The organism is Legionella stuttgartensis (genome assembly GCF_977063405.2).
The window spans coordinates 470,852-491,106 of record NZ_CDRUHA020000011.1; the positions used below are offsets into that span (position 1 = coordinate 470,852).

The window sequence follows — 20,255 nt, forward strand, 5'->3', positions numbered from 1 at the left end:
AATAATAGCCCAATTAATACAGACTTATTTCTTAAATACAGTGTTCCTATTTCGCGAGATTATTCTTTTTGAAATTATTCCAGATTTTCTTCCCTATCCAAAAAACAATCAAAAAGATACAAATCCATAATAAGAGCAATGGTAAAACATACACAAAAAAGGCGATCAAACCATAGGTAAAATTGCGTAATTGATCAATCAATGCATGATAGGAGTCAATGAATGTTTCGGTGATTTTCCATTGTTTTTGTTGTTCTGTTTGAATGATTGGGTTCATGCTTAAATTAATATTGATTAATGAATAAGCAACAGACTCTTTGAAATATTTAATTTGCCCTTGGATCACATCAATTTGTCCTTGGGTATCGCTTAATTGCTTAAATACACTCAGAACATCGGATGTGTTCGTCGCACTATTCATAATTTTTGATAATTGTTCTTTGGCTTTTTGTAAGTTGCTCAGTTGGCTTTGTAAATCGACAAATTGTTGGGTAATGTCTTCGCCAGTTACTGATTCTTGCATAACTTGGGTTGCGAGTGACTTCAATGCACTTAATGCTTTATTTAAGCCTTGAGCGGGTACTCTTATGCTGATATTCGCATTAGTATTATTAGTGGCATCATTATCTTGAGTTACATTGGAACTGACTACATAACCACCTGAGTTTTCCGCTAATTGAGTGATTTTTTCCATCGCAGAGTTAATGTTATTCACTTGCAAGGAAATATTCGCATTACGAATAATCATTCCTCGCATCACATTTTCTGAGGATTGAGTTCCAGAAGCCGGGTTTGTAGTACTCATTGCTACAGTCCCAACAGCGTAATCCGGTTTTCCAACTACCGCTGGCATGGGCGCAGGAGCTCCCCCATACATTGTCGTTCCGGCTGTGCTAAACCATTGGGCGATAAAAAATAATATAGCCAAAGAGCCAATGAAGGCTAAAAAATAGAGGATTATTTTCTTCATTATTATTTCTACTTGTTACAATGGGTCAAATAAAGTGTGGCAAAAGTTTCTTAAATTGTAAAATAATTTGGCTATTTGTTCGTGCTAAAAGTAAAGAATTTAAAACCAGCAATTTGAGCTCCATCAATTGCTGGTTTTGCTTTGATTAGGTTGGAGAGGTAAAAATTTTTATTGTTGTTTGTCACAAAAAGCGACACATACTTTATGCTCTCTGACTTCGCCGCCACACTCTGAATAACATGCTCTATAGGTCGATTCACAGTGACACGAGTTGTTACAACTGCTGCTTCGATCAAAATCAGTTACAGATTTACTAATCGGTAGGCCCATTCTTTTTTGATCTTCTTTATATTGTTTGTATTCAAACATCGCATTTTGTTGGGCTCTCATGCGACAGTTTTCATTGTCTACACGACAACTTTGTTCGCAATCATTTTTACTTTGAATGCATTGGGCAGTACACATTTTTGAAATATCTGATTTTGGCGGAACAAAACTGTATTCGGTATTATAGATGGGACCACAGGCAGTCAACATGCCAGCTAGAACTAAAATAGAAGCAATGAAGAATTTTTGAAGCATATTATCCTCTTTTGGTGAGTTATGTGAAGTAGTAGTTCTGACATGGTGGCCATATAAAATGCAGATGAGTGTCAAACAGAACAAATTTGGCGTAGTTTATTAATGCCTAATTGAAAAAGCAAGCGGGTGTTTGAGCTCGAATATCCAGGATCTTATATAAAGTATCGTTACTTTTATTAATATTTTGATATATAATTAACCAACTTTTAATCGTTCAATGATATGCTTCGCATCATCAACATCTTAATTTAAAAAAACATGGATACTTCATTTTTATTTGGCTTTTTAAGCGGGTGTTTTACTACTGCTTTAGGTGGATGGCAAGTACAAAAATTCGTGAATAATAGGAATAAAACGGAACATATAAAAAAGAAAAAAATATTGGATTTAGATGGACTTTTTAATGATTATCCTCATTTTATGAGTGTCATTAAAAATGACGTTACCAATCCTAATTGTAAAAATATAAAAGAGTTCTTTGTAGTTGATAAGGACGCGATATTGAACTCTGCTGTACCTCGATTCCGATATGAATTGTCTCCAGATATCCTCCCAGCTTTAAATAGACTGGAGGAATTAGGTTATATTGAAAAAGTACAAAATAACTGCCTGCATTATAAAATAGAAGAAGAATTTATAATGCAGCTCAAGTCAATTAATTGATACCCATTTAAGAAGTTATGGCCTGTTCAACAGACACTACACATACTTGATTTTTGGCATGCTTGTGAATTAAATATACCAATGCTGTTCCCAAAAGAGCACACAAAGGGATAAGCACTAATGCATGATGATAAGATTGAATACTGTATTGTCTTAGACCATGTTCTGTGAAACCTCCCTCCCAGTAATGATCCATTATTTTGCCTATTGCTGTATGAAAAAACGATCCACCAAACATATTGATACAGTTTAAAAAGGCTATAGTTATTCCTAAATGTTTGGGGGAAACCAGGGTAGAGCCTGCTGCAAATACAATTACTTGATAACAGCACATGAGCCCAACCGCGAAGAATAGAAGACTAAGTATCCACCAATTACTCATACAATCTGCGAGAAGCATGAAAAAAATTAAGCTCAACCCGATTCCGCATCCTCCTATAACCGCAAAATTTCCTAGTTTTTTGCTCAAAAATGCCAGTAATGGCCCACCAAATAACATGCCTATAAAGATAAATGAGACGAGGAGGGCGGCATCAGATTTAGCAAAACCATAGGCGATAGTTAAATAAGATACCCCCCAAACATCTGCAAAACCTTCCAATGCGCCAACCATGAGTAAATTGGCTAGGGCAAGAGTCCATAATATTCTTGAGGTGAATAAAACAGATAAAGAAGATAGATTTATTTCATTCGCTTTTGTGTTTTTTATATTTTTTGGAGTCCGTACAACTAAATAAACCAAAAGTCCTATGCTGATTGAGCAGAGTGCAAGTGCCTGTCCTACATGTTGACTACCGTAGGTTGTGATCAGTTGCGTTACGGGTTTGCCTCCATAGACTGCTCCTAATAACCCCACACTAAAAGAAAATCCAACCATTTGGGAGTATTGGGTACTACTGAACCATTCAGAAATAACTTTGGATACTCCTAAAAAGCCAACCGCAGAACTGGCCCCAATTAAAAATCTACTTAATAAGGCTAGATAGAAATTATGGGTTGAGGTAAAGAGTAAGGCGCCTAAGCCGCAAAGAAGAGAAAAGGTAAAAACTACTCTTTTGGCACTAAATTTTTCGAGCAATAAGGCCATAGGAATTTGCATTCCTGCATATCCATAATAATAAAATGCAGCTAAAAGACCAAAACCGGCTGCATCTATTGAGAATTGGGTCATTATTTCTTGCATCATCAATCCCGGCCAAAGACGCAAAATAAATTGAAGCGCAAAAAATGATAGTGGGAAAAACCACATGACAAATGGCAAACAATTGTTTTTCAAATTAAAAAAGTTGGTTCGAGTCACGATACCCTCCAGTATTAACAAAGCTGTTATTCTAAACACCCGATGTTCCTCCCTAGAGAGGTTCGGGGATAAGAAACAGCTAACCGCTCTAGGGTAAAGAGGGCAAAATAATAATAATGTCTACTGAAGAGGTTGTTGTCGGTAATGTGTCATGACATGGCGATACCTTTGCAGTGAACACTGCAGCGTAGCTATTGCTTTTGTTCGTATCGCGATGATTCATATTGGTAGCAGTTTGATTAAATTTTATCTATTATTGGATTAACATATCAAATTGGACTTCAATGTGTCAATTTTATTTTTTAGTGTCAATTTTAAGTTTGATTTATTGAGAAAAGTTTTAGGACTTATTGGAGGGCAATCTATGAGACGAACCGCGCTATTTCTTTTATTGATGGCCTCATATCCGGTGTTTGCAACTGATAGTACCCAATGGACTCTTTCACCAGATGGTTTGGGTCCAATTAAAATGAATATGACACTAAAGCAGGTTGAGCGTAGTACTGGGAAAACATTTGAGTCTACAAAACCCAATCTTGATCAAGCTGAAAATGAAGGATGTTTTTATGTCACTTTGAAAGGAGTGAAGAACGTATCCTTCATGGTTTCAGGTAATAAAATTGTGCGGATTAACATTAATTCCCCAGATTATCTGACATCAAAAGGCGCAAAGATTGGCGATACTGAGCCTCATGTACAAGCTCTATATAAAGGTAAGTTAATCATAGAACCACATCATTATGATCCCAAAGGTCATTATCTCACTCTTTTTGAAAAGCCTGAGAATCGTGGTATTCGATTTGAGTCGGATGGCAAAGTAATCACCTTAATCTATAGCGGCAATCATGAAGAGGTTCAGTATGTTGAGGATTGTCTTTGATCGTCCTGAAAGAAGTCAAAGTTTTTGAGACGATGCCCCTTAAAAGCTAATGTATATGTGTCTAATCTGTTGGTGTGATGTTTGCAATGTGGATCATCGCACCCCCGTCGTGTCAATTTTCAATCTCATTGACAAAAAATGAGCCTTGTCGGTACTATGTGCAGTTGCATATTCTTAAATAGGAGTTATCATGCCTAATCCGTACCATCATTTTCTTAAATTGGAATTAAATGACGAAGACCTTAACCAACTGAAAGACGCATTCTATGGCAAAAAGCCACAAAAAACTGACGATTCTTTTCTTAAATTAGAATTAAATAGCGAAGACCTTAGTGAATTAGAAGATGCTTTTTATGGTAAAAAGTCACAAGAAATGGATCCAGCGGAACATTTAATAAAGCGAAAAATAGATTCTATAAAAAAACCAGAAGATGAAAGTCAACCTTCCTTAAAAAAGAGAAAAAATTTCTATTTCTATGAACCTGACCAATATACGCAGATGCAACAAAATATGTTTAATTTAGAGCTTGATATAAATATTAATCAAGAAGATTTTGAGATAAAAAATAAAGAAGAAAAGCAAGTTTTTGCAGATCAAAATATGTTTCTTTTGAACTCTAAAACAGGAAAGGTAACTCAATATCCTCGACGCAGCGGATCAAAAGGCCCACAGCCTCATAAGCAGATGCAACAATATATGTTTGAATTGGATGTGGATATAGAGGCGAATCAAAAAGATGTTCAGACAAAAAATACAGAAGATAAGCAGATTTCTGTAGATAAAAATATGTTTCTTTGGGACTCTAAAACAGGAAATGTAATTCCACCGCAACACAATAACTCTAAAGGTCCCCAACATCGTTATATTTTTCGATTAAATTCAAAAACTGGAAAACTCACCGAACCTAAAGAAGAACAGGAACAAACTTCTTTTTCGGTTAATAAACCTTAAAAATAACTCATTGATTAATTGAAAAACAGGCTCAATTTAGCTCGAGTCTTTTTTTCAATTTTTTCAAGATACTAAATTTAATCACGGAATGCTAAGTCCTTGACGACAATAGCTTTTTAATTATAAGTTGAATTGTTGTACCTAATAAAATTGTTCACTCAAAAATAAGGGATGATAATGAAAGGGCTTATTAGAATAAGTGGTATTCTATTATTTAGTGCAAGTTGTGGAGCATATGCTCATGGATCAATGGAAATACCTATTTCAAGGTCTTACCAATGTTACAAAGAAAATCCTGAAAATCCAAAATCCGCTGCGTGTCGCGCTGCTGTTGAAGTAGGGGGGGCGCAACCGCTGTATAATTGGAATGAAATCAATCAGGCAGCAGCCAATGATCGACATCAAGATCTCATTGCTGACGGGCAATTATGCGCAGGTGGGAGAGATTTTTTTAAAGGATTTAACCTTCCTCGTGCTGATTGGACTACTACTACGATTAAACCTGACTCTAATGGTCATTTTACCTTTACTTATATCGCGACGGCACCTCATCAAACAAAGTATTTTAAATTTTATATCACTAAAGACAGTTATAACTTTAATGAGCCGTTAAAGTGGTCTGATTTAGAAGCCAGCCCATTTTGTACTATCACTAATGTAACTCTTGCTAACGGGCGTTACAAAATGGACTGCCCATTACCTACTAATATGACTGGTAAAAAAATAGTGTATGTAATATGGCAGCGATCCGATAGTCCGGAAGCATTTTATTCGTGTAGTGATGTGTTTATAGATAATGTATCTCAGCCAACCTCCTGGTTTGAATTACAAGATTTTTATGCTTCTGCGGATATTGCGGCAAACACCAAAGTGGTCTTGCGTGTGTTCAAGAATGAAGTTGAAGTCGAAAATAATAGCTTGACGGTCACTGACAGTAATAATAAGGCAACTCAATGGCCTTTGGCTTTGGGACAAATAGTCAATGCTAATTCAAATCTAGTACATATTGGCAGGTTAGATCCACAGACAGGACAAGTCGTTTTAGAGCCCGATCAAGCAAATAAAATTTATCTAAGTGATAGTGTGACCCAAAATTATCATGTGGTAATTGATTTTATTGAGCCGAACAGTCAAGTTGATTACGTCTATCCGGACGGCATCAATAATTATAAAGCAGGTACTATAGTCATGGGGCGTACTGATCATAAACGTTATCAGTGTAAACCTTGGCCTTATTCAGGATGGTGTACGCAAGCCCCACTTTATTATGAACCTGGCGTTGGTTTGGCTTGGAAAGATGCTTGGAATTTGTTGAGTAATTAATTCGTACTCAAAACTTTTTTCTAACAAGTACCGGTTGGGTTTATCCAACCGGCACTATTAAGACCTATCATTTAGTAAGGACTGTTTGAACGGTTTGGACTGGCATATGGACTCTAAGACCGAGTAATACAGTATTTACATATGGCCTATAGCGACCTTGCAATGTTTCATCAGATAATGGTTCGATTTGAGTTCGTTCGATACTACTGTACTGGGTGAATTGATAGGTTAAGAGTAGGTCCAGAGTATTATTTAGTTTGGTGATTGTTCCTGCCTTTAAACCGCCACCGAGTAACCATTTTTTAAAATTCGTACTAACTCCCACATTCCCTGCAGTATTGTTCATGTTCACCGCAAAACGGCTGCCTGAAATTCCTGGCCCTACAAAAAAACGAGCTGACTCATTATATTGGTAGCTAGGTAGGAAAAAGAAGGAGAATCCATATTCTAATTTTTCTTCAGCATCAACATCTTCACTAAAGAACCAATCATTGATTTTATATCGTGACTTCCCTGTGAACAGGTCTGCATCGACCTCTAAAGCTGTAGAGAATCGTGTACTCAAGGGCAATTCATATCCGGCTATAAGTTGTCCATGAAAATTAGTATATGCATTGTTAAAACTTGAAGAAGTGGGTGTCACCTCTTCAAGAGGATAGCTCAAGTTTTTGTGTACAGTAACTGCATTAATACCTAAATTAAGACCGGAATAAACGCTTGTATATGCATTACATGACAAGATACACGCGATGATTGTTGATATGGATTGTTTATTCATATAAAGCCTTTTCTATAAAATACTGGGAATAGTAATTGGGTTTGAGGTTTGACTTATGTGATTTTCATTCGTCGCAGTAATCGTGACATTAGGGACTCTTTTCGGCGTCCGGATGTTTCCAATGACGAAACGATGGTTCTTGAGATCCAACTTCACGGTTGCACCAGGTAAACCATTCACTGTATAGACATCATTGGATATGGAAATACAATTAGAATATAAGACAAATGCTTCATTGGTGTTCATTGGATTACGTTCGGCTGTCGTTAATACTGGTGCTTCAGTCGGAACTGCAGTAATTGAGAAATTATTTTTGGAAATATTAAAGAAAGTCCCATTGCTTGCTTGCACCATAATACGGGCTGTAGTTGTATTTAAATTAGGTGCACAGATTTGTTCTTGTCCATTATTTGGTATGTTTGACAAAAGAGTATAGGGAAATGATTTTCCGCCATTAGTAGATAAAAGAATGGTTACATTCTTGGCATTAACCGGAGAAGAATTGGTATTTGCAACATCCCAAGTAATTGTTTGTAATGACAAGCCCCTCCAACGGATGCCTTTACTACTGGGGGAGGTCACTATAAAAGGACCTGCGTTAGTCGTTGTAGTTATCGTTGTATCTGTATATGCATTGCAAGAACCTCCTGTGGTATTTCCACGTACAGAAACTCTGAATTTCATAACACGAGAAACTGAAGGTAAAACTTCCCAGGTAAAAGGACCTCCATTGCTAAGTGCAGTGAGATTAGGGAAGAAGCGTGTACCTGTCGGTTGTGGGGAGAAACTTCTAAAACTGGGGCCTCCTGTTGCTGTACTGACCGGAGGTTGGGCAGAGACTTCGTTGTTCATTTGTTCCCAGGTATAAGTTAATACTTTGGGACCACTTTTAGTTGCTGATGCAGTCAAAGCAAAAGGGGTTTTGGCAGGAATTATGACTCCTCCATTAACCCGAGAAATCACAGGAGCACTAGGAATATCTGTTGTAACAGGACAGGTATGAGAAGGACTGGAGACAAAAGTGCCCATTTCCTGAAGGTTAATACCATTAAAATAGGCATCTGAATTTTTTTGCACATTAGGAGTACAAATTCCAGCATAACCCATGATTGTGCTGCCACTTCCTGGCTCTACAGCCGTAGGCCCATTTCTTTGACAGCTGTTATTTTGTACGTGATTTGCTCCAAATTGATGACCTATTTCATGAGCTACATAGTCAATATCGAAGGGATCTCCTACAGGACTGGTTCGGCCCGTAACTCCACTGGCTTTAAGTTGGTCCTTACAAACACTGGATAGTGCTGCTAGGCCACTTCCTGCTGAATCGACCACATGGCCAATATCATAATTAGGTGCACCAATAACTTGATTCACATTCTTTTGATTCTCATCAATCATCTTTCCGGGAACACCATGGGTGTAGGGTTCAGTATCAGGATCCGTATAGATAATGAGATCATTATTGGCAATAATTTGCATTGTAATTGCCATATCGATTTCATAAACACCGTTCACTCTGTTTATTGTGGTTGCTTCTGCCCCTAAAGCATCATTTACTGTTCCGCCTTGAAAATTTGTGTATTCTGCTGTTGCTGCCATAGCTAGGCGGTATTTTTTGAGTTGGCAGGGATTAAAATTTGCAAAATGCTTTGAACTAACCGGTGATGTTGCAAATTCATTTGGACTGTGGACGTCGCATTTTAAGCGCTTGGAGGTTATAAAATCCTTTTTATTATAAACAATATAATATTGAGTGTTTCCTTTTCTTAAGGGATCAATAAAAATTGGACTCTGTCCGGGCCTGAGAATCATCGCATGGAAGCCCTGGGGAGTAAGATCGAGTTTAACGAATTCACCTGGATCAGTAACTCCGGACGCATCATAGGTTTTAATAGTGGGGAATTTTGCACTGAGCTCTGGATGTAATGTACTGTTTTCAACAACCTGATACAGCTTAGTGGTCCCATCGGGTAGAGGAAGGGCAATTTGTAATCCAGCTCCTGATTTTAATTCATCTCGATGGGGAGCGTTCTCAAGTTCCGCGTAGAGTTGGCTGAGATCCATTTCAACAAGGCGGAAATGACTCGCCTGTATATTATTTTTCGTCTTGGAAGACATTACTGATGGATTCACATCTTTAAAAAAATGTTCAATCACTTGATCTTGTGCAGAGGCAATGGAACAACAAAATATGAGTGTTGAAGTAAAAAGCGTCCGTGTCATTATATTTATCTCTAATAATTGAGAGGCAAAATTTAACATTAGAATAAAAGGAATTCAATTTAAGGAAAAATTTTTTGCAAAAATAAAATGAGATCGTAGATCATTGTATTTAAAGCAATAAAATTATTTTTTATGTATCATCAAAAAGAATAGTTATAAAGGAGTGGCCATAATGATAATTGAAATAAATGTTATTCTCGGAGGTATTCTTCTTGGAGTTGCGGCCGGAATAATGTTGCTGGTTCGAGGGAGAATTTTAGGTTGCAGTGGTATACTATTCAATTCCTGGAATTTTGCAACGTATACCCCTAATCTCGATAATCTTTTATTTATTATGGGATTATTTTTAAGTGGATTACTTTTTAATTTGTTGCAAACAGTTCCCGATCCCCTCGCTATTTTTAAAACGAATTATTGGTTCATATTCTTTGGAGGGGTATTAGTTGGAGGCGGAACCTATCTGGGTAATGGTTGTACTAGCGGGCATGGGTTATGTGGGCTTTCCCTGTTACGCAAACGCTCCATAATCGCAGTAGCTATCTTCTTTCCTGTCGCAATAATTACCTCTTGGCTCGTGCACTAAGGAGTTAAAATATGAAATCTTTAATCTCATTAATTGCTGGATTGATATTTGGCTTAGGGTTAATTTTAACGGGAATGTACAGTCCAGACATTATTATTTCCGGTTTAAAAATTGGCGCAGCATCATTCAAAATAAATTTATATCTTACTTTTGTTACCGCTTTATTGGTTACTTTTCTTTTATTCCAATTACGTAAATGGCTTGTTAAACCTTTATTAAATGCATGGTATGAATTACCTACTAAAGAAAAAATTGATTGGCAACTTATTCTTGGTGCAACAGCTTTTGGTGTCGGTTGGGGAATTAGTGGAATTTGCCCGGGGCCCAATATTGTAGGACTGGGAATTTTTTCATGGCCATTTTATTGGATAAATTTTGCAGGCGTTATTATTGGATTCTTACTGATTCGGTTTTTTATGACAAAACGAGCGACGCATTCCAAAAACATCTCCTCCTGACCAATATTCAAGGACGCTCCTCGATTACCGAGGAGCAGTATGTTCTTGTATAAATGATATTTTTTTAGCAGAACGCTTTCTTCTTTCAATGCCTTGCTTTAAAATCGTTCTATTCATTACTGAGATGATAACAATGATTTGCCAATCGAGAGGGTAAACTTTGTTCAATATGTTGAAACTCAAAAATGAGGATAGTGTATGTGGCGGATACTCAAAAGATCTTATCTTGCGATAATTTTACTCACTGTAAGTCCTATTCTTTCGGCAAAGGCAATTATTGATGCTGACGTCCTCCAAACTTTTAAACATTCCAGAAGTTCTTCACATGCTCCTTTATCACTTCTGGTTTTTTTACATAATTTCTCAGAAAAAGAATCATTTATTGAAGAAATAAAAAAAATTCCTAATGTAAACATAAAAGATTTAGGATTTATGCCTGCAGTAGGAATACAAATTCCTAGAGATCGTAACCTGCTTTATCGTATCGCTAATTTAAATACAGCGGCACAAATCTCTTCACATCCAGCGGCTATGCCTGAGTTGGATGTTACAGCGCAAGTTTTAAAGCTAACTCCATCTTCCTTTTACCCTAATGTAAGTAATTGGTGGGATCATGGTTATACGGGTCAAAAAGGAGTCATTGGCATAATCGATACAGGAGTAGATCCTTTACACCCTGCTTTATCCGGTAAGCGATTAGTGGTGCGTCAAGATGTAGGTTCTGGATATTCTAATTCGATTAATGGTGTAAAAGAACCCCATGCAACCGGCGTAGCCTGTATTTATGCCAGTAATCATGAGAAATATAAAGGTATTGCTTATGGGGCTTCAGCCATCGTTTCTGGATTAGCAGGAGAGGAAACCGCTGATCCTGCAAGTATTATGCGTTCGATGGAAACTTTGGATTGGATGTTGAATCGTTCTGAACTGAAACCCACTATTATTAATTACAGCATGGGGAATGGTCGGCTCGATTTAAATTGTCCTGCTTGTCCTGAATGGAGCGGGCTAGCAAAAGTCATCGATTATGTAGTAAATACACAAAAAATCCTTTGGGTAAAATCAGCAGGAAATGCTGGATATATAGAACCTGCGCATAAATTTACTTTTGCCTCCACATTAACAGTCCCCGGCGATAATTATAATGCGCTTACCATTGCCAATATGAACACGCTTGTCGCTGAAAATGAAACTATGGTGAAAACCGTAGATAGAACCAAACATCATATAAAGAATACCAGTAGTCGAGGCCCTACACCTTTTGGTCGACGTAAACCTGATTTAACTGCCCCAGGCCATGATACGATGACGTGCGCCCCTGATCCTAAAATTTATGGTTTTGTCTATTCCAATGCGATGAACTACAAAGATGGATACCGCCTCATGGGGGGAACGAGCTCAGCCGCCCCTCATGTAGGGGCGGCTGCATTGTTATTGCAAGATGCAGGGATTCAGAATCCTATGGCCATCAAAGCCTTACTCATTAATAGTGCGGATACGTGGACTGATGCGGGTACAATGGATTCGGGACATACCGAAATCATGGGCTCTGCCTGGAGTCGAACTTATGGTTGGGGCTATCTCAATATGGAAAAAGCATTTCAACAAAGAAATAATATTGTGGAAAGTGAGTTAACCGTAGAACAGCCGACCTGGGAGTATCAAACTACTTTAAAACGAGGCGAAAAAGTTACCCTGGTTCATGAACGACGCGTTGGATATACTACAGAAGGACAAGAATGGAAGCTTAGTCATCTGGAGATAGTTCTTATCGATTTGGAACATCAAAAAGTGATTGATAGCGATAACAGCCCTATAGATACAGTACACCAGGTGGCAAACTGTAAGCGAGAGCCCAATGAAACAACATGTTCTGAGGACAGTAAAACCATGAAGGTCTTAGTAAGGGTTACGCTATTAAATAAAGCTATAGATGGCAGTTCAAGCGAACCGTTTGCTATCGTGGTCCCTCCCAACAATGAAGAACCCTAAAGTTTAATTATCTCATAAGATAAAAGTTAAACTTTTATACTGCGAGAGTAACAGCAAAGTAAATGCTCTCTTGGATGCGTATTTTGAATACTTCCACTATCGAGTATTTACTTAATCCTGAACAACTCACGTCCCCTCGTACATTTACGTTATCCAGAATATAGTGCTTTCAATTCGCTTTGAGTTCTCCGAAAGCCATTGAGCCTATGTGCTGAGACTTGTTCGCAGCATCCAGGAAAAGCGAGATTAGTGCCTCAATCCCTGGATCCCTCGGATAAGCCGAGGCACGTAGGTAGTGTAATAAGTCAATTAAAACTTAAGGCGAATTGAAAAGGTAGTGAGGGATCTCCAAAAGGTGTTTGAACAAAAAATCAGGAGATCCTTCATTGTAAACTCCACGATGAGATATGGTGGTAAAATGCTTGGGGGATGGGATATAAAATTTGCCTCAATTAAATTAATAAACATATACTATCTCCTTTAAAAATATATAGATTTTTTTATGTCAAAACTCTTAGCAAAACAGTTTTTAGAGCGTGTTATTAAAAATTTAAAGAAACAATCAGATCCATCCATTATCCAAAAAGTCCTAAAAGATTTTAGGTTAAATTCACTTAAAATTCGTGATCAAGGGTTCAAAAAATTCTTGGATAAACTCACTGAAGAATCTATTGATTTGAAACAACTTATTGAGTCTGTGACAGAAGGTTTGCTAAACAATCCACCCATATGCGAATTACTTGCTTTTATAGAGCGTGAAAAGTTAATTACAGACCAAGAGTTAAAAGAAATGTCAGAACAGCTGCAAATTCAGCTGAATTTATTATGTTTATTTGAAGCATTTGCAGTGACTATGGTAAACAGCTTCACATTTAATGAAGATATATATAGTTTTACTAAAAAACAAAGGAATACTTTTTATCCCGGAAATCCTATCAATAATTTCTTTTTTAGTTCGAATAAAAATAATTTTTCTATTTTTAAAAGCTTAAAATTAGTTTCTGTTGACCCGGTGATTACTGAGGGTGCATTTATTCGTGCATTGGGAAATGAGGAACTTAGCCAGGAAGAAATTGTTAAAAAATCAAAAGAATTTATTAATCAACATGGATTAGCACTGTGGAATGCCAACATTTGTCCCCCTCCATTAGGCGAAATGCATGATGATTCAGTTAAAAACGTGAGCTTGAATGTCTTAGAGGCAACTTGGGAAGAAAAAAGTAAGGAGGATGGAAAACCGGCTGATAATGCTCTTGCAGGAGCTACGCTTATTCGTCTGTTAGAATGCCTTCGACCATCTCATAGTTATTCTTTTAGAGATTTAGTTTTGCCTGCAAATAGTTCAATTACAGAGGATGAAACATATAGCGTATTACCGGACTTAATCGTTAATCGACTCCCTAAACGAGTCAGTCAATTTTATGTATCTAAAGAATGGATTCATTTGTACAACAGCTGGAATTTATTGTTCGTAATTCGAAATTTAGACGATAGTAAATTTCTAGCGCTTAAACTTCTTATTCCTTCGGTATTGAATGCCATCCCTATGCAATATATGGAAACACGGGTTTTTGTCCTTTATCTAATGGGTAATTTATATCATTTCAATAAATTAAGTATTTTTACAAATGAAGATAAGCTTGCTCAGGCCAATGCCATATTGGATAAATGGGGGGAGATAAATAAAAAATACGCGGATGTTCTGCTAAAAGCATGTGGCGCTGAATTAGATGAAACTCCTGAAGAGGTTTATCATGATATCTTTGGAGAACATGCTAATTTTTCGTTAGCATATCATATAGCAAATTTTATCCGAGATTTTGATAATTTTCGGGTCACCAGTGAAGAATCTCACTCGTATGGAATCGCTGCACCAGGAGGTGTTGTGTCTCGCATTTAAGGAATCTCATAAGTTGAGTTATTGGTTTTTATTTATCTTCGTGATACAACTCCATGTTCCTCTTAGGATAGCAGATTTAACAAAAGGATTAGGTTTCATAATGAGAAAAGTAGCTTTAAGTCTTGCGCTTGTATTGAGTGTAATGATTTCACCACTATTTGCGAAAGATAAAATAAAAAATTCTGATTTCCAATCTAATGAATGTGTTGAAAATATAGAACTACGTGTTAGCGATGGTGGTTTATTTCTGGATCAGTGTCATCTACATGATCGTGATATTCCTCAAATTTTAGCCTATCTCAATGAGCATCCAGAAATCACACGTTTAAGCATCTCGGACAATCAGATTGGTTACCAAGGGGCAGAATTACTCTCTACTAATACTCATATTCGATATCTTTTCCTATCAGGGAACCGTATTGGTTCACTAGGTGCTGAGGCATTAGCAAATAATACCTCCTTGATTTACCTGCTCTTGGGCGATAATCATATTGGTTCCTATGGGGCTGAAGCACTAGCAAATAATACTACTTTGATTTTTCTCTCACTTGATGGTAATCCTATAGGCTCTTCGGGCGCCAAATCATTAGCAAAAAATAAATCACTCATTCATCTTTCTCTAAAAAGAAGTCAAATTGGTGCTGAAGGTGCGAAAGCATTGTTTGAGAATCAAACATTGAAAAGCTTATATCTAGGCAATAACCACTTGGGGAATGAAGGTATAGCCTCTCTTGATAGAAATCAATCCCTCAACTTTATTGATTTGGAAAACAATAATATTGATAAATTGGGGGTCGAGATTATAGCAAGAAAACCCAACTTACTTTATCTCATTCTTAATAACAATCCTTTACAAAATGAGGGAGCAGTATTTCTAGCTCAGGCCAGTACACTTGAATGGCTTTCAATTGCTGGTTGTAGCATAGGTAGCGAAGGGGCTCAGTCTTTATCTGCGTTGAGTCATCTTACTTTACTTAATATCGACAATAATTTAATTAGTGATGAGGGTATTGCAGCTTTAGCAACAATGAGTTCGCTGAATAACTTATATGCGGATAATAATCTTATCGGGGATGAAGGGGCAAAAAGCTTAGCAAAAGCGACACCACTGCAAAATTTAAGTTTAAGTCATAATTATATTGGAGATGAAGGGGCATTAGCCTTAGCTGAAACTGCAACGCTGTATACTTTAGATGTGGGGTTTAATCAAATCACTGCAATCGGAATAAAGGCATTAAAAAGCAATGAGGTATTGGCTTATTTGAATACTGAAGGCAATCCTGGAGATGAAGATACTATTCTCTGAAGGTGTCGTCGGGATGAAACGTAGGGGAACCTGGGTTTGAACCCAGGCTACAGGTTTGAACTATTTTTTTGAAGCCAGTTGAGAGATTGTCTCAATTGCTATATCCAAGCTTAATTGTTGCGTCTCTCCATTCGCTCGATTTTTATATTCAACACAGTTTTGTTCCATATTTCGTTCACTTACTATGATGCGATGAGGAATCCCGATCAGATCGTGATCTGCAAACAAGACACCAGCTCTTTCATTGCGATCGTCAATTAATACATCGATGCCTAACTCTTTTAAACGTTCATATAACGCATCTGCTTGTTCTTGGACTACTTGGGAGCGATGTCCGTTTAATGGAATAATGACCACTTGGAATGGTGCAATATTTTGAGGCCACAGAATCCCTTTTTCATCATGATGTTGTTCGATTGCGGCTGCAACTACGCGAGTGATACCTAAGCCATAACATCCCATTAACATAGTCTCTAATTGACCTTGTTCATTAATGACCGCTGCATTCATGGCTTTAGCATATTTGTCGCCCAGCTGAAAGACATGGCCAACCTCAATGCCACGACAAGAGCGTAATACTCCTTTCCCATCTGGACTGATATCGCCTTCTTTTACATTACGTAAGTCATAAACTTGGTAGTCGCTCACATCTTTATCCCAAGCAGCATGTTGATAATGTTTGTCTGCTTGATTGGCACCACAAATAAAAGAATCCATCGCTAACGCATGATGATCTACGATTACAGGAATCGGTAAATTGACTGGTCCAAGTGAACCAATAGGTGTCTTCAAGTTCTTTAAGACCGATTCTTCATCTATAAATTGTAAGGGAGAATGTACCAAGGGATTTTTTATTGCTTTGACTTCATTGAGTTCATCATCACCTTTTAAAACTAAAGCAACCATAGGATGTTCTTTTCCTTTTACAATCAAGGTCTTGATGGTTTGATTGCTTGCTACACCGAAGAATTTTGATACTTCAGCTATAGTTTTTTGGTTTGGAGTATCAACCAGGATCATTTTTTGAGTGGTAGGAGTTGCTTTTTCTGGTTTTAAACTGGTTGCTTGCTCAATATTTGCGGCATAATCCCCTTTATCACTATAGAAAATTAAATCTTCACCAGAGTCAGCCAGCACTTGAAACTCATGAGATGCAGAACCTCCGATAGCACCTGTATCTGCTTCGACTGCACGATATTTAAGCCCCATGCGATCAAAGATGCGACAATAAGCCTGATACATATCTTTATAGGTCATTTGAAGACTTTCTAAATTTAAATGGAATGAATATGCATCTTTCATAATAAATTCTCGTGCACGCATCACACCAAAACGGGGTCTGATTTCGTCGCGGAACTTTGTCTGGATCTGATAAAAACTTGCAGGTAATTGCTTATAGGATTGCAATTCATTACGCATAATATCCGTGATAACTTCTTCATGAGTAGGGCCATAACAATACTCTCTACCATTAGAATCTTTCATAGTAAGAAGCTGCCCGCCAAAGGTATCCCAACGTCCAGTTTCTTGCCACAGCTCCGCAGGTTGTACTGCGGGCATGAGCAGCTCCATGGAGTTGATTCGATTCATCTCTTCTCGGACTATCTGTTCTATTTTGCGTAATACTTTTAAACCCAAAGGCATCCAGGTATAAAGACCTGAACCTAGCTTACGAATCATTCCAGTCCTCAGCATTAATTGATGAGAAACAATCTCTGCATCGTTTGGAGTTTCTTTGAGAGTGGCTAAAAACCATTGAGACGCACGCATTTCTGCTCCTGAAAATAGTATTGTTCTGAATTGCAAAGCATTATACAGAAGTTTCTATTCAAAAACAGAGGAATGGATGTGTGATATTGGGGCCAACGAGGTAGTCCCCAAGGTTATTAAATCAAAGTGTCCTGGGGTCTACTTCGCTAAAGATAAAGTTATACGTGGATCTTAGATTCTTCTAATAATGTATTTAATTTAGAAGCCAAGTGTTCGTAATTTTTTCCACCAAGTTGGCTTAGTTCATACTCATAATTTTTATAATGAACTTTACCTGTTTGAACATTATAAATCGCACCAACTATGGCTATATCATTTTGTTCGATCATGTCATGCAAGATAGAGCTGCGATCATAAATTTCTTGCATGGTGTGAGCTATGTTTAACTCGGTAACATTATCTACGAAGGTTTTATTTTTACTGTGACGATTTGTTTCGGTTTCGTTTTCAGCATTGATCGCTGGCTTTATTTTATTGAGTAACTCGGTGATATGGCCTTTTTCAACTCCGTCACACGCAGATTGAATGGCTCCACAACGAGTATGGCCAAGAACAATAATCAGTTTAACACCAACCACATGACACGCATATTCAATGCTGGCCAGAACATCATTGTTTACGACGTTTCCAGCAACGCGTACACAAAAAACATCACCAAAGCTCATATCAAAAATGGTTTCTACAGGAACTCGAGAATCAATACAACCAAGAACAATGGCTATAGGATGTTGCCCTTTCGCAGTGAGTTTAATGTCCAATTGGTTTGAACGGTGGATCGGGGTGTCATTGAGGAAGCGTTGGTTTCCTTCATATAAAATATTTAATACCTGTGCTGGAGATAGGTGCGATTGTACGTCATAAGTGGTTACATTTATAAAATCAATATAATTATGAATCTTATAATTTTCTTTGAAACCAATCAGATTCAATGCAATTTTTTTATTGGGAGCTTGCTCTTCTTTAAATTCTTTTAAAAGCTCCGTAATTTCCTTATCAATGTACTGAGAATAACGGGCATCAATAATTAATTGTGATTCTCTAGGTATGGAGTCAAGCTCCGCGACCAAAGCGGCTTTATTAAGGAACGTCATTTGTTGCGGAAGCATTAAACGGTTAATTTCTCCGGTCGGATGAATTTCTTTAAGAATATTAATCCGTGCCTGACTATTTGATTTTAATATATAGAATAAACTTACGGATAATCCGATTAAAATACCCGTCAAGAGGTTAAATACAATGATGCTGATCACTGTAGCAATAAATGGAATAAATCGGTCACTTCCTTGAGCATAAATAGAGCGGTAAATCGAAGGCTTATTTAGCTTATACCCTGTATAGATCAAAATGGCTGCTAAAGAAGATAAGGGGATTTTATTTAAAGTTCCTGGGATTAACATCACCGCAAAGAAAATAAAAACACCATGCAAAATGGCTGATATTTTGCTTTTCGAACCCGCTTGAATATTAATGGATGTTCTCACGATTACAGAAGTAACGGGAATTCCACCAATTAAACCTGCGGTCATGTTTCCAACTCCTTGAGCAACTAATTCTCGGTTTGAGGAAGCATGACGACGTTTTTTATCCAGTTTTTCTCCTGCCTTAAGGTTCAATAAGGTTTCAAGCGAAGCCACAATGCCAATAATAAAAGCATAAAGATAGACTTTGGGATTTGTTAAAGCAGCCCAATGGGGGTATTCCAATTTATTAAATAGCTCACGAAAATTATCTGTTTGAGGAATGTTAACTAATTGTGGTGAATTTTGGATCATGCTTGAGTCGGTCCATTGAAACAACTCATTAAGTAACACTCCCAAAATAACTACGAGTATTGGCGCAGGTATTTCTTTTAATATTTTATTTTTGGTCATATCAAAATAAATTAACGTACTGAGCGAAAGAATCGTAATCAGCATTGCCCCAGTATTGATATGTTGATACAAGGCAAGAATAGGACTTAAGGTAATCTCTTCCGCAGTTTCTAACAAATGCATTTTGAGTTCATTGAAATCTGCAGAAAGAGTAAATGCAAGGGGTAGTTGTTTGATTATTAATAGAATACCGATAGCGCAAAGTAAGCCTTGCACCACATTAGATGGGACATAGTCAGCGACAAATCCAGCGCGTAAGCTCCCTATAACCACTTGAAGTATACCGGCAAGAAACAGGGCAACTAAAAAGGTATTGAAATCCCCAAGTTGAGCAATGGCAGCAACCACCACCGCGGCCATTCCCGCTGCAGGTCCGCTGACACTAACGTGGGAGCCACTTAAGCAACCAACAACAATTCCGCCAATAACTCCACTCAAAATCCCAGAGAAAAGAGGTGCACCTGAAGCTAAGGCAATACCTAGACATAATGGAATGGCGACGAGAAATACGACTATGGCTGCTACAAAATCAAATTTGAAGTAACGCTTCATATAAATTCGAAATATACGTGAGTCAACCGTTGTATTTGTAAACATGGGGTTAGATCCTCTATTAGCAAAATAAAGAAAGGGTTAAGCAAAATTATTCTAATTTTAGACTAAAGTGCTATCTATTAAAACATCATTGTAACAAAAATGTTATT

The 20,255-nt window shown here is 37.4% G+C and carries 16 protein-coding genes; 9 read left to right on the top strand and 7 right to left on the bottom strand.

The window, feature by feature from the left end:
* Window positions 1–46 precede the first annotated feature (46 nt).
* Together ACWTEW_RS04335 and ACWTEW_RS04340 are read right to left on the bottom strand one after the other, a co-directional pair.
* Complete coding sequence (locus ACWTEW_RS04335; RefSeq protein WP_454780536.1) at window positions 47–970, bottom strand: DUF4349 domain-containing protein; 924 nt, start codon at window positions 968–970, stop codon at window positions 47–49.
* A gap of 168 nt (window positions 971–1,138) precedes the next feature.
* Window positions 1,139–1,552, bottom strand: a complete 414-nt coding sequence (locus ACWTEW_RS04340) for a hypothetical protein (protein ID WP_454780537.1) — start codon at window positions 1,550–1,552, stop codon at window positions 1,139–1,141.
* A gap of 258 nt (window positions 1,553–1,810) precedes the next feature.
* Here ACWTEW_RS04340 and ACWTEW_RS04345 point away from each other — a divergent pair, with 258 nt between their 5' ends.
* Window positions 1,811–2,215, top strand: a complete 405-nt coding sequence (locus ACWTEW_RS04345) for a hypothetical protein (RefSeq protein WP_454780538.1) — start codon at window positions 1,811–1,813, stop codon at window positions 2,213–2,215.
* A gap of 7 nt (window positions 2,216–2,222) precedes the next feature.
* Here the strand turns inward: ACWTEW_RS04345 and ACWTEW_RS04350 are convergent, their stop codons facing one another.
* Window positions 2,223–3,515: an MFS transporter gene (locus tag ACWTEW_RS04350; protein WP_454780539.1), complete on the bottom strand. Its 1,293-nt coding sequence runs from the start codon at window positions 3,513–3,515 to the stop codon at window positions 2,223–2,225.
* Between the two features lie 364 nt (window positions 3,516–3,879).
* On the opposite strand from ACWTEW_RS04350, the gene ACWTEW_RS04355 reads away from it, so the two are divergent.
* The 3 genes from ACWTEW_RS04355 to ACWTEW_RS04365 all read left to right on the top strand — a co-directional run bounded on the left by ACWTEW_RS04355 (window position 3,880) and on the right by ACWTEW_RS04365 (window position 6,670).
* The gene (locus tag ACWTEW_RS04355) at window positions 3,880–4,395 is read left to right on the top strand and encodes a hypothetical protein (RefSeq protein ID WP_454780540.1); all 516 of its coding nucleotides are present in this window, start codon (window positions 3,880–3,882) and stop codon (window positions 4,393–4,395) included.
* A 190-nt stretch (window positions 4,396–4,585) separates the two neighbouring features.
* Window positions 4,586–5,347 carry a hypothetical protein gene (locus ACWTEW_RS04360; RefSeq protein ID WP_454780541.1) on the top strand — a complete coding sequence of 254 codons (762 nt, stop codon included), beginning with the start codon at window positions 4,586–4,588 and terminating at the stop codon, window positions 5,345–5,347.
* Between the two features lie 177 nt (window positions 5,348–5,524).
* The gene (locus ACWTEW_RS04365; protein WP_454780542.1) at window positions 5,525–6,670 is read left to right on the top strand and encodes a lytic polysaccharide monooxygenase; all 1,146 of its coding nucleotides are present in this window, start codon (window positions 5,525–5,527) and stop codon (window positions 6,668–6,670) included.
* 67 nt (window positions 6,671–6,737) lie between these two features.
* Here the strand turns inward: ACWTEW_RS04365 and ACWTEW_RS04370 are convergent, their stop codons facing one another.
* A complete protein-coding gene (locus ACWTEW_RS04370; protein ID WP_454780543.1) occupies window positions 6,738–7,448 on the bottom strand; it encodes an outer membrane beta-barrel protein in 711 nt (236 codons plus the stop codon).
* 12 nt (window positions 7,449–7,460) lie between these two features.
* The gene (locus ACWTEW_RS04375) at window positions 7,461–9,671 is read right to left on the bottom strand and encodes a reprolysin-like metallopeptidase (protein WP_454780544.1); all 2,211 of its coding nucleotides are present in this window, start codon (window positions 9,669–9,671) and stop codon (window positions 7,461–7,463) included.
* Between the two features lie 172 nt (window positions 9,672–9,843).
* On the opposite strand from ACWTEW_RS04375, the gene ACWTEW_RS04380 reads away from it, so the two are divergent.
* The 5 genes from ACWTEW_RS04380 to ACWTEW_RS04400 all read left to right on the top strand — a co-directional run bounded on the left by ACWTEW_RS04380 (window position 9,844) and on the right by ACWTEW_RS04400 (window position 15,910).
* Window positions 9,844–10,254, top strand: a complete 411-nt coding sequence (locus tag ACWTEW_RS04380) for a YeeE/YedE family protein (protein WP_454780545.1) — start codon at window positions 9,844–9,846, stop codon at window positions 10,252–10,254.
* An 11-nt stretch (window positions 10,255–10,265) separates the two neighbouring features.
* On the top strand, window positions 10,266–10,712 hold the full coding sequence (locus tag ACWTEW_RS04385; RefSeq protein ID WP_454780546.1) for a DUF6691 family protein: 447 nt from the start codon (window positions 10,266–10,268) through the stop codon (window positions 10,710–10,712).
* A 198-nt stretch (window positions 10,713–10,910) separates the two neighbouring features.
* Entirely contained in the window at window positions 10,911–12,704 is a 1,794-nt protein-coding gene (locus tag ACWTEW_RS04390; RefSeq protein ID WP_454780547.1) for a S8 family serine peptidase, read from the top strand.
* Between the two features lie 502 nt (window positions 12,705–13,206).
* Window positions 13,207–14,604 carry a hypothetical protein gene (locus ACWTEW_RS04395; RefSeq protein WP_454780548.1) on the top strand — a complete coding sequence of 466 codons (1,398 nt, stop codon included), beginning with the start codon at window positions 13,207–13,209 and terminating at the stop codon, window positions 14,602–14,604.
* Between the two features lie 100 nt (window positions 14,605–14,704).
* Window positions 14,705–15,910: a leucine-rich repeat domain-containing protein gene (locus ACWTEW_RS04400; protein WP_454780549.1), complete on the top strand. Its 1,206-nt coding sequence runs from the start codon at window positions 14,705–14,707 to the stop codon at window positions 15,908–15,910.
* 60 nt (window positions 15,911–15,970) lie between these two features.
* On the opposite strand, the gene ACWTEW_RS04405 is transcribed toward ACWTEW_RS04400, so the two are convergent.
* Complete coding sequence (locus ACWTEW_RS04405; RefSeq protein WP_454780550.1) at window positions 15,971–17,680, bottom strand: proline--tRNA ligase; 1,710 nt, start codon at window positions 17,678–17,680, stop codon at window positions 15,971–15,973.
* Between the two features lie 158 nt (window positions 17,681–17,838).
* Window positions 17,839–20,148: a bifunctional SulP family inorganic anion transporter/carbonic anhydrase gene (locus tag ACWTEW_RS04410; protein WP_454780551.1), complete on the bottom strand. Its 2,310-nt coding sequence runs from the start codon at window positions 20,146–20,148 to the stop codon at window positions 17,839–17,841.
* Between the last annotated feature and the right edge of the window lie 107 nt (window positions 20,149–20,255).

Excerpts from the sequence above, each read along its gene's own strand:
- ACWTEW_RS04375 (WP_454780544.1), bottom strand. The coding sequence starts at position 9,671 with ATGACACGGACGCTTTTTACTTCAACACTCATATTTTGTTGTTCCATT.
- ACWTEW_RS04360 (WP_454780541.1), top strand. The coding sequence starts at position 4,586 with ATGCCTAATCCGTACCATCATTTTCTTAAATTGGAATTAAATGACGAA.
- ACWTEW_RS04385 (WP_454780546.1), top strand. The coding sequence starts at position 10,266 with ATGAAATCTTTAATCTCATTAATTGCTGGATTGATATTTGGCTTAGGG.
- ACWTEW_RS04410 (WP_454780551.1), bottom strand. The coding sequence starts at position 20,148 with ATGTTTACAAATACAACGGTTGACTCACGTATATTTCGAATTTATATG.
- ACWTEW_RS04345 (WP_454780538.1), top strand. The coding sequence starts at position 1,811 with ATGGATACTTCATTTTTATTTGGCTTTTTAAGCGGGTGTTTTACTACT.
- ACWTEW_RS04335 (WP_454780536.1), bottom strand. The coding sequence starts at position 970 with ATGAAGAAAATAATCCTCTATTTTTTAGCCTTCATTGGCTCTTTGGCT.
- ACWTEW_RS04370 (WP_454780543.1), bottom strand. The coding sequence starts at position 7,448 with ATGAATAAACAATCCATATCAACAATCATCGCGTGTATCTTGTCATGT.
- ACWTEW_RS04340 (WP_454780537.1), bottom strand. The coding sequence starts at position 1,552 with ATGCTTCAAAAATTCTTCATTGCTTCTATTTTAGTTCTAGCTGGCATG.
- ACWTEW_RS04405 (WP_454780550.1), bottom strand. The coding sequence starts at position 17,680 with ATGCGTGCGTCTCAATGGTTTTTAGCCACTCTCAAAGAAACTCCAAAC.
- ACWTEW_RS04380 (WP_454780545.1), top strand. The coding sequence starts at position 9,844 with ATGATAATTGAAATAAATGTTATTCTCGGAGGTATTCTTCTTGGAGTT.
- ACWTEW_RS04390 (WP_454780547.1), top strand. The coding sequence starts at position 10,911 with ATGTGGCGGATACTCAAAAGATCTTATCTTGCGATAATTTTACTCACT.
- ACWTEW_RS04400 (WP_454780549.1), top strand. The coding sequence starts at position 14,705 with ATGAGAAAAGTAGCTTTAAGTCTTGCGCTTGTATTGAGTGTAATGATT.
- ACWTEW_RS04355 (WP_454780540.1), top strand. The coding sequence starts at position 3,880 with ATGAGACGAACCGCGCTATTTCTTTTATTGATGGCCTCATATCCGGTG.
- ACWTEW_RS04395 (WP_454780548.1), top strand. The coding sequence starts at position 13,207 with ATGTCAAAACTCTTAGCAAAACAGTTTTTAGAGCGTGTTATTAAAAAT.
- ACWTEW_RS04365 (WP_454780542.1), top strand. The coding sequence starts at position 5,525 with ATGAAAGGGCTTATTAGAATAAGTGGTATTCTATTATTTAGTGCAAGT.